Origin of the sequence: Klebsiella grimontii, assembly GCF_900200035.1 — a bacterium.
In the GTDB taxonomy this organism is placed as follows: domain Bacteria; phylum Pseudomonadota; class Gammaproteobacteria; order Enterobacterales; family Enterobacteriaceae; genus Klebsiella; species Klebsiella grimontii.
Genome location: NZ_FZTC01000010.1, coordinates 14,651 through 31,583 on the forward strand (window position 1 = coordinate 14,651; position 16,933 = coordinate 31,583).

At 57.0% G+C, this 16,933-nt stretch carries 13 protein-coding genes and 3 tRNA genes; 11 read left to right on the forward strand and 5 right to left on the reverse strand.

Features of this window, described 5'->3' with window-relative positions; all coding sequences use genetic code 11:
* Window positions 1-94 precede the first annotated feature (94 nt).
* The 3 genes from mscM to rsgA form a co-directional block, all read right to left on the reverse strand.
* Window positions 95-3,421 carry a miniconductance mechanosensitive channel MscM gene (gene mscM / locus KOSB73_RS03475; protein ID WP_098140235.1) on the reverse strand — a complete coding sequence of 1,109 codons (3,327 nt, stop codon included), beginning with the start codon at window positions 3,419-3,421 and terminating at the stop codon, window positions 95-97.
* A 24-nt stretch (window positions 3,422-3,445) separates the two neighbouring features.
* Window positions 3,446-4,408, reverse strand: a complete 963-nt coding sequence (gene asd / locus KOSB73_RS03480) for an archaetidylserine decarboxylase (RefSeq protein WP_049086623.1) — start codon at window positions 4,406-4,408, stop codon at window positions 3,446-3,448.
* A 93-nt stretch (window positions 4,409-4,501) separates the two neighbouring features.
* Window positions 4,502-5,563 carry a small ribosomal subunit biogenesis GTPase RsgA gene (gene rsgA, locus KOSB73_RS03485; protein WP_004871132.1) on the reverse strand — a complete coding sequence of 354 codons (1,062 nt, stop codon included), beginning with the start codon at window positions 5,561-5,563 and terminating at the stop codon, window positions 4,502-4,504.
* Between the two features lie 94 nt (window positions 5,564-5,657).
* Between rsgA and orn the strand changes: the two genes are divergently transcribed.
* Complete coding sequence (gene orn, locus KOSB73_RS03495; RefSeq protein ID WP_004097954.1) at window positions 5,658-6,203, forward strand: oligoribonuclease; 546 nt, start codon at window positions 5,658-5,660, stop codon at window positions 6,201-6,203.
* A gap of 41 nt (window positions 6,204-6,244) precedes the next feature.
* Here the strand turns inward: orn and KOSB73_RS03500 are convergent, their stop codons facing one another.
* Window positions 6,245-6,976 carry an arginine ABC transporter substrate-binding protein gene (locus tag KOSB73_RS03500; RefSeq protein WP_024360249.1) on the reverse strand — a complete coding sequence of 244 codons (732 nt, stop codon included), beginning with the start codon at window positions 6,974-6,976 and terminating at the stop codon, window positions 6,245-6,247.
* Window positions 6,977-7,262: 286 nt separating this feature from the next.
* On the opposite strand from KOSB73_RS03500, the gene KOSB73_RS03505 reads away from it, so the two are divergent.
* From KOSB73_RS03505 to KOSB73_RS03515, 3 genes are all read left to right on the forward strand, one after another.
* Window positions 7,263-7,338: transfer RNA gene (locus tag KOSB73_RS03505), tRNA-Gly, on the forward strand.
* Between the two features lie 24 nt (window positions 7,339-7,362).
* A tRNA-Gly gene (locus KOSB73_RS03510) sits at window positions 7,363-7,438 on the forward strand.
* 24 nt (window positions 7,439-7,462) lie between these two features.
* Window positions 7,463-7,538: transfer RNA gene (locus KOSB73_RS03515), tRNA-Gly, on the forward strand.
* 270 nt (window positions 7,539-7,808) lie between these two features.
* On the opposite strand, the gene queG is transcribed toward KOSB73_RS03515, so the two are convergent.
* Window positions 7,809-8,948, reverse strand: coding sequence for a tRNA epoxyqueuosine(34) reductase QueG (gene queG, locus KOSB73_RS03520; RefSeq protein WP_024360250.1), 1,140 nt, complete (start codon window positions 8,946-8,948; stop codon window positions 7,809-7,811).
* Between the two features lie 13 nt (window positions 8,949-8,961).
* On the opposite strand from queG, the gene nnr reads away from it, so the two are divergent.
* From nnr to hflX, 7 genes are all read left to right on the forward strand, one after another.
* Window positions 8,962-10,473, forward strand: a complete 1,512-nt coding sequence (gene nnr, locus KOSB73_RS03525; RefSeq protein WP_165774982.1) for a bifunctional ADP-dependent NAD(P)H-hydrate dehydratase/NAD(P)H-hydrate epimerase — start codon at window positions 8,962-8,964, stop codon at window positions 10,471-10,473.
* Window positions 10,466-10,927, forward strand: a complete 462-nt coding sequence (gene tsaE / locus KOSB73_RS03530) for a tRNA (adenosine(37)-N6)-threonylcarbamoyltransferase complex ATPase subunit type 1 TsaE (protein WP_098140237.1) — start codon at window positions 10,466-10,468, stop codon at window positions 10,925-10,927. Before nnr ends, tsaE begins: the two co-directional genes overlap by 8 nt.
* A gap of 16 nt (window positions 10,928-10,943) precedes the next feature.
* Window positions 10,944-12,272 (forward strand): N-acetylmuramoyl-L-alanine amidase AmiB, encoded by a 1,329-nt coding sequence (gene amiB, locus KOSB73_RS03535; protein WP_098140238.1) that lies wholly within the window; start codon window positions 10,944-10,946, stop codon window positions 12,270-12,272.
* A gap of 10 nt (window positions 12,273-12,282) precedes the next feature.
* On the forward strand, window positions 12,283-14,178 hold the full coding sequence (gene mutL, locus KOSB73_RS03540; RefSeq protein ID WP_098140239.1) for a DNA mismatch repair endonuclease MutL: 1,896 nt from the start codon (window positions 12,283-12,285) through the stop codon (window positions 14,176-14,178).
* Entirely contained in the window at window positions 14,171-15,121 is a 951-nt protein-coding gene (miaA, locus tag KOSB73_RS03545; protein WP_032695150.1) for a tRNA (adenosine(37)-N6)-dimethylallyltransferase MiaA, read from the forward strand. Before mutL ends, miaA begins: the two co-directional genes overlap by 8 nt.
* A 92-nt stretch (window positions 15,122-15,213) precedes the next feature.
* Window positions 15,214-15,522 carry an RNA chaperone Hfq gene (gene hfq / locus KOSB73_RS03550; protein WP_004871115.1) on the forward strand — a complete coding sequence of 103 codons (309 nt, stop codon included), beginning with the start codon at window positions 15,214-15,216 and terminating at the stop codon, window positions 15,520-15,522.
* 75 nt (window positions 15,523-15,597) lie between these two features.
* Window positions 15,598-16,878 carry a ribosome rescue GTPase HflX gene (gene hflX / locus KOSB73_RS03555; protein ID WP_004128082.1) on the forward strand — a complete coding sequence of 427 codons (1,281 nt, stop codon included), beginning with the start codon at window positions 15,598-15,600 and terminating at the stop codon, window positions 16,876-16,878.
* The last annotated feature ends 55 nt before the right edge of the window (window positions 16,879-16,933 follow it).

The following is a 16,933-nucleotide window of genomic DNA, read 5'->3' on the forward strand; positions in this document are numbered from 1 at the left end:
CATTGACGGGGATGATCGCCGATGTACGGCGGTATGGTTGATTGTCCGGTAGTGCGATCGTTCTGGCCTTGCCTGCTTTCAGGCAAGGCCGTTCTTACAGGCTGCCGGGCGTGCGGCTGGTTTTCCCTGCCGAGGTTAGCGCTCTGCTGCTTTTTCTGCCATCAATGCTCTCCAGGCGCATCTGGAACGGCGGGAACGGCATATCGATACCGTGCTCGCGGAACCCGGCCAGAATCAGCTGATGCATCTCGTGGCGCAGCGGCATACGGTGACCCATTTCGGCGGCGTAGATACGCAGCTCGAAAATCTGGATCCCCTGCTGTAGATCAACGAGGAACACTTCCGGCGCCGGGGTATCGATAACCAACGAACAGCGGTGCGCGGCATTTAACAGGATCTGCGCCACCTCTTCGGTATTGGCATCCACCGGCGCAGGCACCGTTAACACTACGCGGGTCACGGAATCCGACAACGACCAGTTGATGAACTGTTCGGTGATGAACGCCTTGTTCGGCACGATAATCTCTTTACGGTCCCAGTCGCTGATAGTCGTGGCGCGAGTATTAATACGCGTCACGCTGCCGGTGAGATCGCGAATAGTGACCGTATCGCCAATCCGTATCGGTTTCTCAAACAGGATAATCAGGCCGGAGATAAAGTTGGCGAAGATCTCCTGCAAGCCAAAACCGAGACCGACGCCGAGGGCGGCAATGAGCCACTGTAGCTTGGACCACTCAATGCCAATCATCGAGAAGCCGACCAGACCGCCGATCAGCATCAGCAGATACTTCGTGATGGTGGTGATGGCGTAGCCGGTGCCCGGCGTCAGTTCCAGATGCTGGAGGATCGCCAGTTCCAGCAGCGCGGGCAGATTGCGCACCAGCTGGGTGGTAATAATCAACACCAGGATGGCAATCAGCACCGCGCCGAGGGTAATCGGCTCCAGGCTCTCAACGCCCTGTACCGTAGAGGTGACGTCCCACAGCGAGATATTCTCCAGGAAGCCAAACGCGGAATGGATTTCTGACCACAGCACGATAACCGACACCAGCGCGATCAGCATCAGCAGGGAGCGCACCAGACGCAACGACTGGGTACTGATGGCATCCAGATCGACCTCGCTGACCTCGGCTTCCATTGAACCTTCCGGGCTGCTGGTATGCTGAGCCTCTTCTTCGCCACGTGCGCGCTGGGCGAGGATCTCCGCCCGTCGGTGCTTGGCGCGATCGAACGCCAGGCGGCGCCGCTGGATCAACATCCAGCGGCGGATGATGTGATAGACCACCAGCAGCAGGAACCAGATGGCGACCGAGGTTTCGAGCCTGGCGAGCAGCGCCTGCGCCGTGGCGAGATAGCCGATCGCCGCCGCCAGCATCGCCACCAGCGGCGCGCCGAGCAGCATATTCCACAGCAGCCGGTTCAGCATATTGTCGCCGCTGCCTTCTTTATCCAGATACAGCGGGATTCCGGCGCGTTTCAGGCTCAGGGTCACCATCGCCAGCGCGCCGCAAATCAGCATAAAGCAGAGGCGGCCCAGCGAGGCGGAAAACTCGCGATCGTTGAGGTTATCGAAGGTAATCAGCGCCATAATCAGCGGCACGATCAGCCCGATGCTCATCAGGTAGTAGCGCATCGCTTTGCTGACGCGGCTACGCGGCCAGCCGAAGTGGGCGACGAACAGGCCGTTCGGGCGGGCGAACGTGGCGCAAATCATCACCACCCACAGCAGCGGCACCGTGGCGGTGACGCTATCGCCAATGGCGACCGCCAGCGGGAAAGGCCAGGCGGCCTGCAGACCATAGCCCAGCGTCATCCACAGTACCGGCAGCGGCGAGGCCACCAGTATTGACCAGAACACCGTGCGCAGCGTGAGCCAGAAGTGATCCTGCGTAACCTTGCCGACGCGCGCGCTGGAGCGCTCAAGGAAGCTGGTGAAATGGCGGCGCGAGCTGATGCTGAACCCCACCAGAATGAGCGCGACGAAGAGCGGCAGCAGGGTCTCTTTGCTGGTGAGCATCATCATGCTGGCTTTGCCGAGCTGGCTCATGGTATCGAGCGAGATCAGACGGCGTAGGTCCTGAACGATCTCCAGCGGCCATGAGAAGCCGATTGGGCTGACGTCGGAGGTCCAGAACAGATAGCGGTGGGTCGCTTCGTTGATCTCTTTAAGCGCATCCTCAAGCTGACCGTTAGCGACTTTTAGCTTGGTCAGTTCGAGCATAAGCGTATCGCCACCGCGCAGCAGGGAGTTGAGCAGCTCAGTCTGCGTACGCATCTGAGCCTGCAGAATACGGTTCTGCTCGCTGGTGAGCGGTTCCCCATCCGCCTGACGAATTTGTCTTAGCTGCGGCTGTTTGCCGAGCTGATCTTCATAGCGTAAACGCTGCACGCGCAGCTGCGCCATTTCGGTATCCAGCTGCTGCGGTCGCGGGATTTCCGGCAGCCGCGCAACCTGCGCGCGCAGGGCTTCGCCGAGCAGATTGGAAGAACCCAGCCACTGGGACTGTTCGCGCAGGGTGTTTAAAGCCTGACGCACCTGCAGGGTTTGATTGGTCGCCTGGCGCTGCTGCGAGGCGATCAGATCCATCCGCTGCGCCTGCTGGTTGAGCGCCTGCGACAGCTCGCGGTTAACTTTAAACTGCGCCACGATATCCGGCGGCAGGTTTTCGCTGTTTTCCGCCAGCAGTTCGGTGCTTTCCAGCGCTTTCTCCGCCTCGCGCTGTCGTTGATTATTTAGCTGATTACGCAGCGCCTGTAGCCAGGCGTCGAGCTGTTCGCTCTCTTTCTGCGCCAGCTCGGAGCGCAACCGTGAAAGTTCCTGACGGTTATTGGCGGAGAGCTGGGCCAGATCGAGCTCATCGACCAGCGCTTTCAGCCGCGCGGACTCCGCCTGCAGACCAAGATTCTGCGCCTGCGCCAGCGGCGTATTGCTATTTTGCGCGCCAACCCGGCGCTCAACCTCGTTCAACTGGCGGCGGGCATCGCTCTGCTGCTGCGGCAGTTGGTTAAGCGAGTCGGCGATGTCCCGGGCGCGATCCTGCTCCTGCTGAGCTTTACGGCTGGCTTCCAGCAGCTGGCTGCTGACCTGGAGAATCTCCTGGTTCAGCGCATCAGAGGAGAGGGTAGTAGAGACCTGGCGCGGCTCATCGCTCAGATTATTGAGCTGCGCGCGCAGGGTTTGCGACAGTTTGGGGAAGTTATCGATAACGTCCTGGTACTGACGGACGCGCTCAAGGGAAGCATTACGCTCCTCAAGGGCGTTGAGGGCAGATTGCAGGACTTCGACGGTCTCAGGCTGGGCGGGCTTCGCCGCCTTCGCCTGTTCCAGTTCCTGAGCTATCTGTTTAGCATCCGGGGCTGTCGCTGCGTACGCCCCAAAACTGAGGCACCAGGCCAGCAGGAAAGTGTATATCAGGCGCACGGCGTAACCTTTTTCTTTCAGGAATTAACCTTCGTCTTGTTTATCGTCAACCAGCGGACTGGCGGCATGTTCAGCGCGGACTTCTTCCTCTGCCAGCGGAGCGGGCTCGACAGGCGCTACGGCTTCAGGCGCGGTTGCCAGCGGCTGGCCTATTTTGGTGGCCGACAGGCTGTGTAACTGCTCAACCAACGTCACCTGGCCTGGCGCAAATAGGTTGATCACCGTGGAGCCCAGCTTAAAGCGGCCCATCTCCTGGCCTTTAAGCAGGGCGACGGAGCCTTCGCTATCGCCGGCGGGCCAGGTCCAGCGCTTAATGACGCCTTCACGCGGCGGCGTCACGGTACCGGACCATACGGTTTCGATGCTGCCGACGATGGTGGCGCCGACGAGGATCTGCGCCATGGGGCCGAATTCAGTATCGAACAGGCAGATGACGCGCTCGTTGCGGGCAAAAAGATTCGGCACGTTTTGCGCGGTCAGATGGTTCACGGAGAACAGGTCCCCCGGCACGTAGATCATTTCGCGCAGAATACCGTTGCACGGCATATGCACGCGGTGGTAATCGCGCGGTGACAGATACGTGGTGACGAAGCTGCCGTTACGAAACAGGTCGGCCATCTGGTAGTTACCGGCCAGCAGCGCTTCCAGGCTGTAGTTGTGACCTTTGGCCTGCAAAATTTTGTCGTCTTCAATGGCGCCGAGCTGGCTGATGACGCCATCGGCAGGCATCACCAGCACGCTCGGGTCGGTGTTTAACGGACGTACGTCATCGCGCAACGGGCGAACGAAGAAATCGTTAAAGGTGCGGTAGCTGGCGGTGTCAGGCTTTTGCGCCTCTTTCATATCGACCTTGTAATATTTCACGAACAGATCGATGACCAGCTTTGTCAGCCAGCCTGCTCGCTTGCGCGCACCCCAGCCTGCGAGGCGGGTGAGCCACAGTTTAGGCAGAATGTATTGCAGTGAAAGTTTAAGATCGTTTAACAAGGTAGCCTCCAGGCCATTATTTGTCGTTCCTGGCCCCGCGCAACAGCGGGACCTGAAAAAGGGGGACGATTCTAACGATGCTCAGGTTAAATGTCAGTCATCAGATGATGAAAAGCTTTTACGCGTTTTTACCTGTACCTGCGCCATGCTTTCCAGAATGCGGTGGTAGTTTTCAAATCGGCTTTCGGCGATTTCCCCTTTCTCCACCGCTTCGCGAATGGCGCAGCCCGGGTCAGCGTCGTGCTTGCAGTCGCGGTATTTGCAACGGCCTAAATAATCATGGAATTCGACAAAGCCGTGGGTGATTTGTTCCGCGTCGAGGTGCCACAGACCGAACTCGCGTACGCCCGGCGAATCAATCACATCGCCGCCGTGCGGGAAGTGGTACAGGCGCGCGGCCGTGGTGGTGTGTTGCCCCAGTCCTGAGACGTCCGAAACGTCATTGGTAAGGATTTGGTCATCATGCAGGCCCAGCAGCGCGTTCAGCAGGCTGGATTTGCCTACCCCGGACTGCCCGGCAAAAATACTGATACGATCGGTGAGCGCCTCTTCAAGCGGCTTCAGGCCATCCTGCGTGCGGCTGGAAACCATCAATACGCGATAACCAATATGGCGATAAATGTCCATCTGCTCGTTGACGAAGGCCATGCTCTCCTGATCCAGCAGATCGATCTTGTTGAGTACGATCAGCGGCTCAACGTTCAGCGCTTCGCAGGCCACGAGATAGCGGTCGATAATATTCGGAGAAAGCTCAGGCAAAATCGCGGAGACAATAACAATCTGATTGATATTGGCGGCGATAGGTTTGACGCCGTCGTAGAAATCCGGACGCGTCAGTACGGAAGTTCGTTCATGTACGGCCTCGACGATACCCTTGACGTTGACGCCGTCAGCTTCGCTTTTGCCCGGGCGCCAGACCACGCGATCGCCGGTAACCAGCGAACGAATAGTTCGGCGAATATTGCAACGGTGGACGCTACCGTCGGCGGATTCGACATCGGCATGCATGCCAAAGCGGCTAATGACGGTCCCTTCGGATTTCTCACCGAACAGGTTGTCATCAAAATCGGCCTTCTCCGAAGTCGTTTTCAGGCGGCGCTGGTGGTTGGCCTTCACGCGGCGCTGTTGGCCTTTGGAGAGTTTATTTTTACTCAATCGAACTGGCTCCTGGTCGCCCTGTACGGGCAAAACCTCTATGATACACGCTATTTTAGATGAATATAGTGACGTAAGAAGGGTGGAAAATAACATGAGTGCAGATGAAAACAACCTGATTTGGATCGATCTTGAAATGACGGGGCTGGATCCGGAGCGCGATCGCATCATCGAAATCGCCACCCTGGTGACCGACGCGAATCTGAACATTCTGGCGGAAGGGCCGACGATTGCGGTACACCAGTCAGATGCGCAGCTGGCGTTGATGGACGAGTGGAACGTGCGTACCCATACCGGCAGCGGGCTGGTGGAGCGGGTGAAGGCGAGCACCCAGGGCGATCGTGAAGCCGAACTGGCGACTATCGAATTCCTCAAAAAATGGGTACCGGCGGGTAAGTCGCCAATCTGCGGCAATAGCATCGGCCAGGATCGCCGCTTCCTGTTTAAATATATGCCGGAGCTGGAAGCCTATTTTCACTACCGTTACCTCGACGTCAGCACGCTGAAAGAGCTGGCTCGTCGCTGGAAACCGGAAATTCTTGACGGTTTTAAGAAACAGGGGACGCACCAGGCGATGGACGATATTCGCGAGTCGGTCGCGGAACTGGCTTACTACCGCGAGCACTTCATCAAGCTTTAATGTTTATGCCGGGGCCAGAAGCGCCCCGGCATGACGTCTGATTATTTAAACCACTTCTGTTCCATCGCCTGGAATTCCGGCGAGGCCTTTACGACATCCAGAGCGGCATTGAGGTTATTCAGCAGCTCAGGATCGTCTTTACGTACCGCAATGGCGTACTGCTTACCGTAGTAGCCGGGATCCGTGGCGCGTTCGTCCATCATGGCGTAGTCGGGGTTATCCTGGAGCCATTTCGTTAACGTCTCCTGATCGCCCATCACGCCGCTAATCACGCCTTCTTTAAGCGCGCGCAGGGCGCTTTCGTCGCTGTCGTAAGGCACCGCATGCACGGCTTTTTGTTTGTCCCGCAGATAGCGCTGATGAAGGGTGCCTTTCACGACGCCGAGTTTTTTATCCTTCAGATCGGCAAAGGTATGGGCGGCGTCTTTCGCTGTGACCACTACGCCGGACAGCGCCTGACGATAGGGATGGCTGAACGCGACCTGTTTTTCCCGCATCGGAATCACTTCGATACCGGCAATCACGGCGTCGAATTTCTTAAAGCGCAGCGCCGGGATGAGGGTATCGAACCCCTGGGGAGTAAATTTGCATTCAACCTGCATCTGCTTGCACAGCGCATTGGCCAGGTCGATATCAAAACCCGTGGGTTGGTTTTTGCCACTGACGGTTTCAAACGGCGGATTGGCCGTCGTTGTCCCAAAATGTAGCGTTGTTGCCGATGCTGTTCCTGTGGCAAGCGTGGCCAGCAGCAGGACGGTAAGCGCTTTTTTCATTTTATTTCCCTGGTTATCATCGTTGTTGACCGTCAGCGGGCGATATCCGCCTGTAAACTTGAGCGATTTTGCGCCTTTAGCGAGCCCGGAAAAAGTCATTTTGCGGCATTTGCTGTTTATTTAGACAAACCAGGCCTGGATGTGGTGATAAAGTGGTCACTTAAACCAAAAACGAAAAAAATTGCGTTCAGGGGGGTTGCAGCTAAATCGAATTCTCGTATAATGCGCCTCCCGTGACGAAGCAGAAATGCAAATCACGACGCCATAGAAATATGGCCAGAAGTATGCGGGAATAGCTCAGTTGGTAGAGCACGACCTTGCCAAGGTCGGGGTCGCGAGTTCGAGTCTCGTTTCCCGCTCCAAAAATTTGAAAGTACCACACCCAAGCGGGAATAGCTCAGTTGGTAGAGCACGACCTTGCCAAGGTCGGGGTCGCGAGTTCGAGTCTCGTTTCCCGCTCCAAAATTTGAAAGTTACCACACCCAAGCGGGAATAGCTCAGTTGGTAGAGCACGACCTTGCCAAGGTCGGGGTCGCGAGTTCGAGTCTCGTTTCCCGCTCCAAAATTTCTTCTCATATCCAGTTTATCCACAGCGCAACTACGCGTCATGAATGCTTTTCGCGATGTCCTGAAAATACTGTGAACAGAGTTATCCACAGGTTAGTCTTTCGTCTTTTCTCAGAAAAACACTTCACTATGTAAATAGTATTTTTATATATAACTGAAATATAAGAATTAAATTTCATTTCAAAGTGTTAATCCGATCACTTGACGAACGTCTGCCCGTTGAAACGCAATGTGTTTTTATTTTTATTCACACCCTGTGAATGAATCAGGCGTCGCGCGGTAGTCCTTTTTCAACCACCCTGACCAGCCGTAGCTTCTTGGGCAATTGCACCTCAACCACATTGGCATTTCGTTTTGCCATTTGCTGCGTCATCGCCCACTCGATGTGTTCATCGAGAAGTGGGTGCTCACCCCGGCGGCTCTCCAGCGCTTTGAGGTTGGCTTCATCCCAGGGCGCATTGCCCAGCGCGACAGCGATATTACGTAGCCAGCGCAGATGGCCAATACGGCGAATAGCCGATCCCTCCGTCACTTTTAGAAAATATGACTCGCTCCAGGTGAAAAGCTCCAGTAACTCAGGGGCATGCAGCGCCTTGCGCGGGCTGAAATCATCTTCATCGGTCAGCTGCGCGAAGCGGTTCCACGGGCAAATCAGCTGGCAATCATCGCAGCCGTAAATGCGGTTACCGATCAGCGGGCGGAACTCTTCCGGGATGGCGCCTTCCAGTTCAATCGTCAGATAGGAGATACAGCGCCGGGCGTCGACGGTATAGGGCTCGACGATGGCGCCGGTTGGGCAGATAGTCATGCAGGCCACGCAGCGCCCGCACTCTTCCTCGACGGGTTGGTCGATGGGAAGAGGGAGGTCGATAAGCAGCTCGCCGAGGAAAAAGAACGAGCCGGCATCGCGGCTGAGGATAAGTGAGTGCTTACCTGTCCATCCCAGCCCCGCTTTTTCGGCTAAAGGGCGTTCAAGAATCGGCGCGGAATCGACAAAGGGTCTAAAATTGAGCGAAGCACACTGCGCCTGAATCATCTCACCTAATTTTTTCAGGCGATGACGTAACAGCTTATGATAGTCCCTTCCGAGGGCGTAACGGCTAACGTAACCCCGCGCGGGATCTTTCAGGGTGCGGGCGAATGCGGCATTAGCGGGCAGATAGTTCATCCTCACGCTAATCACGCGTAAGGTACCGGGCTGGAGTTCATGAGGGCGCGCGCGCATCATGCCGTGGCGCGCCATCCACTCCATTTCGCCGTGGTATTGTTTATCCAGCCACGCCTGTAGTTTAGGTTCGCTGGCGCTGAGATCGGTATCGGTAATACCGACCTGCTGGAACCCCAGCTCTGTGCCCCACTGTTTGATTTGCTGCGCTAAATGATTGAGATCGAGGGGCTGTGACATGATGGACCATACGATGACGAAAAACACCGACAGTATACCACATATCATCTGGCCGGCGGAGGCGCTACGGCGGGCGGAAAAAGAGGCGGCGGATGCCCTTGGGCTGACGTTATATGAGCTGATGCGCCGTGCGGGCGAAGCGGCTTTTGAACTTGCCTGCGTACAGTATCCAGGAAGCCAGCACTGGTTGATTCTTTGCGGCCACGGTAATAACGGCGGAGACGGCTACGTGGTGGCTCGCCTGGCGCAGGCGCGCGGGATTCAGGTTACGCTGCTGGCGCTGGAGAGTGAGAAGCCGCTGCCGGAAGAGGCCAGCCTGGCGCGTGAAGAGTGGCTTAACGCCGGCGGGACGATTCACGCCGCGAACATCGCCTGGCCTGAAGATATCACGTTGATTATTGACGGCCTGCTCGGTACCGGGCTACAGAGCGCGCCCCGGGAAAACGTCGCTGAGCTTATCGCGCATGCTAACGCTCATCCGGCGCCGGTTGTCGCGCTCGATATTCCCTCTGGTCTGAACGCGCAGACAGGTACGACGCCAGGCGCGGTTATCCATGCTGCTCATACCATCACGTTTATCGCGCTTAAGCCGGGGCTGCTGACCGGCAAAGCCCGCGATGTCGTGGGCCGCCTGCATCATCACGCTTTAGGGCTTGAGCGCTGGCTGGCAGGCCAGACGACGGCAATCAGTCGATTCGATGCCTCGCAGCTTTCCGACTGGCTGCCGCCGCGACGCCCAACATCGCACAAAGGCGATCACGGTAAGCTGGTGATTATTGGCGGCGAACCGGGTACGGCGGGAGCCATTCGGATGAGCGGGGAAGCGGCGCTGCGCGCGGGCGCCGGGCTGGTGCGCGTCCTGACTCATAAGGACAATATCGCCCCCGTTCTGACCGCCAGGCCGGAGCTGATGGTCCATGAACTGTCATCCCGCGCGCTTGAGGAAAGCCTGCAATGGGCGGATGTCGTCGCGATTGGGCCGGGTCTTGGTCAGAGCGAGTGGGGTAAGAATGCGCTGCGCCAGGCGGAGAATTTTCGCAAACCGATGGTCTGGGATGCGGATGCGCTGAACCTGCTGGCAATCAATCCCGATAAACGTCACAATCGCGTGCTGACGCCGCATCCCGGCGAAGCCGCCCGTCTGCTGAACGTGAGTGTGGCAGAAATTGAAAGCGATCGCTTACATTCTGCACAACGTCTGGTAAAACGTTATGGTGGCATCGTGGTGCTGAAAGGTGCAGGTACGGTCGTGGCGAGCGAAACCGGCGAAATGGGCATTATTGACGCCGGTAATGCTGGAATGGCCAGCGGCGGGATGGGCGATGTGCTGACCGGCATTATCGCTGCGTTGTTAGGCCAGCGCCTGGCGCCGTATGATGCCGCCTGCGCCGGATGCGTTGCTCATGGCGAAGCCGCCGATCGGCTGGCGGCGAGACACGGTACCCGCGGAATGCTGGCGACCGATCTTTTTTCCACGCTCAGGCGTGTTGTTAACCCGGATGTGATTGACGTAGACCATGATTAACCGAGTGATTCCTTTACCCGATGAGCAGGCGACTTTAAGCCTTGGCAACCGCGTCGCGCAGGCATGCAATGGCGCGACGGTCATCTATTTGTATGGCGATTTAGGGGCGGGTAAGACCACCTTTAGCCGCGGTTTCCTTCAGGCTCTCGGTCACCGTGGCAACGTTAAAAGCCCAACCTACACCCTCGTCGAGCCTTACAGTCTCGAGAATTTGATGGTCTATCACTTCGATCTGTATCGCCTGGCGGATCCTGAGGAACTCGAGTTTATGGGGATCCGCGATTATTTTACTGACGATGCTATCTGCCTGGTGGAATGGCCGCAGCAGGGCACGGGAGTACTGCCGGACCCGGATGTTGAAATTCACCTCGAGTATCAGGCACAAGGGCGTGAGGCGCGCGTAACCGCGGTCTCCTCATTGGGTGAGTCTTTATTGGCGCGTTTGGCTAATTAGCCTGAAGGACGACGGGATGATGTATCGCTTAACCAGTTGGCTGGCCGCCGCGCTGATGCTGTTCAGCATTCAGGCCACTGCGGCAAGTTTATCCGATATCCAGGTCTCAAATGGCGATCGGCAGGCCCGCATTACCATTAGTTTTATCGGCGAGCCTGAGTATTCGTTTAGCCCCCAGGGCAAACGCATCGTGGCGCTGGATATTAAACAGACCGGCGTACTCCAGGGGCTACCGCTGCAGTTTAGCGGTAATAATCTGGTAAAAAGTATTCGTTCCGGGACGCCGCAGGATACGCAGTCGCTGCGCCTGCTGGTGGATTTAACTGCCGATGGCAAAACCCGCGCGGTGAAACAGCAGAACGGCTCTAACTACACCGTGGTGTTTACGATTAACGCCGACGCACCGCCGCCACCGCCGCAGCCAGTGGTGGTTAGACAGGCGGAAAGGCCCATGGCGCAGCCCGTGCGTCCGAGCGAACCCGCACGCAACCCGTTTAAAGCCGATAACGACCGGCTCACCGCGGTGACCAGCACCAGTAGCGTAACGCGTCCCGCGGCGCGTACCGTTTCTGGCGACGACAAAGTGATTATCGCCATTGACGCCGGCCACGGCGGCCAGGATCCGGGGGCCATTGGCCCGAACGGCACGAAAGAGAAGAACGTGACCATTGCTATTGCGCGTAAGCTCCGCGCGCTGCTGAATGCCGATCCGCAGTTCAGGCCCGTTCTGACGCGCGACGGCGATTACTTTATTTCAGTCATGGGACGATCTGACGTCGCGCGTAAGCAAAACGCCAATTTCCTTGTCTCCATTCACGCCGACGCTGCGCCGAATCGCGATGCAACCGGAGCCTCGGTTTGGGTACTTTCCAACCGCCGCGCGAACAGCGAAATGGCCGGCTGGCTCGAACAACATGAGAAGCAGTCCGAGCTGCTGGGCGGCGCGGGTGATGTGCTGGCCAATAGCCAGTCGGACCCTTACCTGAGCCAGGCGGTGCTGGATTTACAGTTCGGCCATTCCCAGCGCGTCGGGTATGATGTGGCGACCAATGTGCTGAGCCAGCTGCAGCGTATCGGCGATTTACATAAGCGTCGTCCTGAGCACGCCAGCCTCGGCGTACTGCGTTCGCCGGATATCCCGTCGATCCTTGTCGAAACGGGTTTTATCAGTAATACCGGCGAAGAGCGGCTGCTGGGCAGCGATGCCTATCAGCAGCAGGTCGCAGAAGCGATTTATAACGGTCTGCGTAACTACTTTATGCAGCATCCTCTGCAATCCGCGCCGCGCGGGGCAGCCGCGCAGACCGCCAGCGCAGGTTCGTCTGATGGGACGTTGTTAAATTAAGGAGACGGCCATGCCGATACAGGTTCTACCGCCGCAGCTCGCCAACCAGATTGCCGCAGGTGAAGTGGTGGAACGACCGGCGTCGGTGGTCAAAGAGCTGGTGGAAAATAGCCTCGATGCCGGGGCGACGCGCATCGACATTGATATTGAGCGCGGCGGGGCGAAGTTAATCCGCATTCGCGATAACGGCTGCGGCATTAAAAAAGACGAGCTGGCGCTGGCGCTGGCCCGTCACGCCACCAGTAAAATTGCTTCGCTGGACGACCTTGAGGCGATCATTAGCCTCGGCTTTCGCGGCGAAGCTCTGGCCAGTATCAGCTCAGTGGCTCGCCTGACGTTGACCTCGCGTACCGAGGATCAGCAGGAGGCCTGGCAGGCCTATGCCGAAGGGCGCGATCAGGCGGTCACCGTGAAGCCGGCGGCGCACCCGGTGGGGACAACGCTGGAAGTGCTGGATCTGTTTTATAACACCCCCGCCCGGCGCAAATTTATGCGCACCGAAAAAACCGAATTTGGCCATATCGACGAGATCGTCCGGCGCATCGCGCTGGCGCGTTTCGACGTCACTATCAACCTCAGCCACAATGGTAAAGTCGTGCGCCAGTACCGGGCGGTATCGCAGGACGGCCAGCGCGAGCGGCGTCTGGGCGCGATCTGCGGTTTGCCATTTCTCGAACACGCGCTGGCGATTGAGTGGCAGCATGGGGATCTTACCCTCAGCGGCTGGGTGGCCGATCCTCTGCATACCAATCCGACGCTGGCGGAGATTCAATATTGCTACGTCAATGGGCGGATGATGCGCGATCGCCTGATTAATCACGCGATTCGTCAGGCCTGTGAAGACAAACTGGGGGCCGATCAGCAGCCTGCTTTTGTGCTGTACCTGAAGATAGATCCGCATCAGGTGGATGTGAACGTCCACCCGGCCAAACATGAAGTGCGTTTTCATCAATCGCGCCTGGTGCACGATTTTATCTATCAGGGCGTGCTGAGCGTCCTGCAGCAGCAGCTGGAGGTGCCGTTGGCAAAAGAGGGCGATGAGCCCGCGCTGCGGCAGGTGCCGGAAAATCGCGTTGCGGCAGGCGGCAATCATTTTGCCCAGCCGGCGGTCGTGCGTGAAAACGCGGCTCCCCGATATCGTGATGAGCCCGCCGCGCCGCGCTTTAACGCTGGCGGTTCGCGAGAACCTGCCGCCTCGGGGTCATCTTCAACTGGCGGAGCCGGCTGGCCGCATGCGCAGCCAGGCTATCAAAAACAGCAGGGTGCGCTCTACCGCCAACTGCTGGATACTCCTGCCGCGGAGCGCAAACACAAATCTCCCGCACCGGCGGCGGAAGGCCTGTCAGGTCATAGCCAAAGCTTTGGCCGCGTGCTGACCATTATCGATAGCGACTGCGCGCTGCTGGAGCGCGACGGTAAGTTAGCGCTGCTGGCCCTGCCGGTCGCTGAGCGCTGGCTGCGCCAGGCGCAGCTGACGCCGGGCGCAGAGGCGGTTTGCGCCCAACCGTTGCTTATCCCGCTACGGATAAAAGTGTCCGAAGAGGAAAAAGACGCGCTCAAGCAGGCGCAGTCGGCGCTGGCAGAGGTCGGGATTGAACTCCAGTCCGATGCGCACCACGTGACGATCCGCGCAGTGCCTTTACCCTTAAGACAACAAAATTTACAAATCTTGATTCCTGAACTGATAGGCTACCTGGCGCAGCAAAAAACCGTCGACGTCGGCAATATTGCTCAGTGGATGGCGCGTAACCTGGCGAGCGAACATGCGCAGTGGAATATGGCGCAGGCGATTGCCGTCCTGGCGGATATTGAGCGCTTATGTCCGCAGCTGGTTAAAGCGCCGCCGGGTGGTCTGTTACAACCTGTTGATTTACATTCGGCGATGAATGCCCTGAAAGATGAGTGATGTAACCGAGGCAAGCCTGCCTAAGGCAATATTTTTAATGGGCCCGACGGCCTCTGGTAAAACCGCATTGGCGATCGCCTTACGTAAAGTTTTGCCAGTAGAGTTGATTAGCGTTGATTCAGCCCTCATTTATCGAGGAATGGACATCGGCACGGCCAAGCCGGATGCCGCGGAGCTAAGCGCTGCGCCGCATCGGCTGCTGGATATTCTTGATCCGGCTGAAGCTTATTCCGCGGCGGATTTTCGTCGTGATGCGCTGGCTGAGATGGCTGATATTGTTGCCGCCGGGCGTATTCCGCTACTGGTTGGCGGAACGATGTTGTATTTCAAGGCGTTGTTGGAAGGATTGTCGCCTCTACCCTCGGCTGACCCTGAGGTCAGGGCCAGGATCGAGCAACAGGCCGCAGAGCAAGGATGGAACGCGTTGCACCAGCAGCTACAGGAAATTGATCCGGTTGCCGCCGCGCGTATTCATCCAAATGATCCGCAAAGACTTTCCCGAGCACTGGAAGTTTTTTTCATTTCGGGTAAAACTTTAACGGAGCTGACGCAAACGTCAGGTGATGCTCTGCCGTATAAGGTGCACCAGTTCGCCATCGCCCCGGCGAGCCGTGAACTGCTCCATCAACGCATAGAACAGCGTTTTCATCAGATGTTGGCTTCAGGTTTTGAAGCAGAAGTGCGGGCGCTTTTTGCCCGGGGAGATTTGCATACGGATATGCCTTCCATTCGTTGTGTCGGATATCGCCAGATGTGGTCGTACCTAAATGGCGAGATCCCGTATGATGAAATGGTTTATCGAGGTGTTTGCGCCACGAGACAGTTGGCTAAACGTCAGGTTACCTGGCTGCGCGGTTGGGAAGGTATTCACTGGTTAGACAGTGAACAACCTGAACAAGCGTTCAACAAAGTATTACAGGTTGTTGGTGCTAGCCTGGACTGAACGTGTACAATTGAACAGGTATCGTGCGTAATTTTTTTAAGAATCGTAAGGTTCTGAGTACAAAACAAGCATACATATAAGGAAAAGAGAGAATGGCTAAGGGGCAATCTTTACAAGATCCGTTCCTGAACGCTTTGCGTCGGGAACGTGTTCCGGTTTCTATTTATTTGGTGAATGGTATTAAGCTGCAAGGGCAAATTGAGTCTTTCGATCAGTTCGTGATCCTGTTGAAAAACACGGTCAGCCAGATGGTCTATAAGCACGCAATTTCTACTGTTGTCCCGTCTCGCCCGGTGTCACACCACAGCAATAATGCTGGCGGCGGTACAAACAACTATCACCACGGTGGTGGTGCGCAGGGTACTTCTGCGTCGCAGCAAGACAGCGAAGACGCCGAATAAGGCAGAAGCTGTTTTTCCACGTCGGGGAGCCAGGTTTTCTGCGTTCCCCGCTGGTATTTTATAAGGGGTTTACGCTTGTTTGACCGTTATGATGCCGGTGAGCAGGCGGTACTGGTACACATCTATTTTTCGCAAGACAAAGATATGGAAGATCTCCAGGAGTTTGAAACTCTGGCCTCTTCCGCCGGTGTCGAAGCAATGCAGGTGATTACCGGTAGCCGTAAAGCACCGCACCCGAAGTATTTTGTTGGTGAAGGTAAAGCTGTCGAAATAGCGGAAGCCGTCAAAGCGACCGGAGCATCGGTCGTGCTCTTCGATCATGCCCTGAGTCCGGCTCAGGAACGAAACCTGGAGCGCTTATGCGAATGTCGGGTTATCGATCGTACCGGCCTGATTTTAGATATTTTTGCCCAGCGAGCGCGTACCCACGAAGGGAAACTGCAGGTCGAGCTGGCGCAGCTGCGTCACATGGCGACTCGCCTCGTTCGCGGCTGGACCCACCTTGAAAGACAGAAAGGCGGGATTGGTTTGCGCGGCCCGGGTGAAACCCAGCTCGAAACTGACCGCCGTTTGCTGCGTAACCGTATTATGCAGATCCTGGCGCGGCTGGAAAAAGTTGAAAAACAGCGCGAGCAGGGACGGCGTTCACGCGCCAAAGCCGATATTCCTACCGTGTCGCTGGTCGGTTATACCAACGCCGGTAAATCCACGTTGTTCAACCAGATAACTGAAGCCGAGGTCTATGCTGCGAACCAGCTGTTCGCCACTCTGGATCCGACGCTGCGCCGCATTGACGTCCCTGATGTTGGCGAAACCGTACTGGCGGATACCGTAGGTTTTATCCGCCACCTGCCGCACGACCTGGTGGCCGCGTTTAAAGCGACGCTCCAGGAGACGCGCCAGGCGACGCTGCTGCTGCATATTATTGATGCGGCCGATGTGCGTGTGCAGGAAAACATTGACGCGGTAAATACGGTGCTCGCGGAGATCGAGGCCGATGAGATCCCGACGCTGCTGGTTATGAATAAAATCGACATGCTGGATGATTTTGAGCCGCGTATCGATCGAGATGAAGAAAATAAACCGATTCGGGTCTGGCTTTCCGCCCAGACCGGGGTTGGCGTACCGCTGCTTTTTCAGGCTTTGACGGAACGGCTTTCTGGTGAAGTGGCGCAGCACACGCTGCGCCTGCCACCGCAGGAAGGCCGGTTGAGAAGCCGGTTCTATCAGCTTCAGGCGATAGAGAAAGAGTGGATGGAGGATGACGGTAGCGTTGGTCTGCAGGTGCGCATGCCGATCGTTGACTGGCGTCGCCTCTGTAAACAAGAGCCAGCGCTGGTTGAATACGTGATTTGACCTTGCAGCTTGCCTGAAGATATTAACCCCTGTGGGGATATCAAAAACAAATATG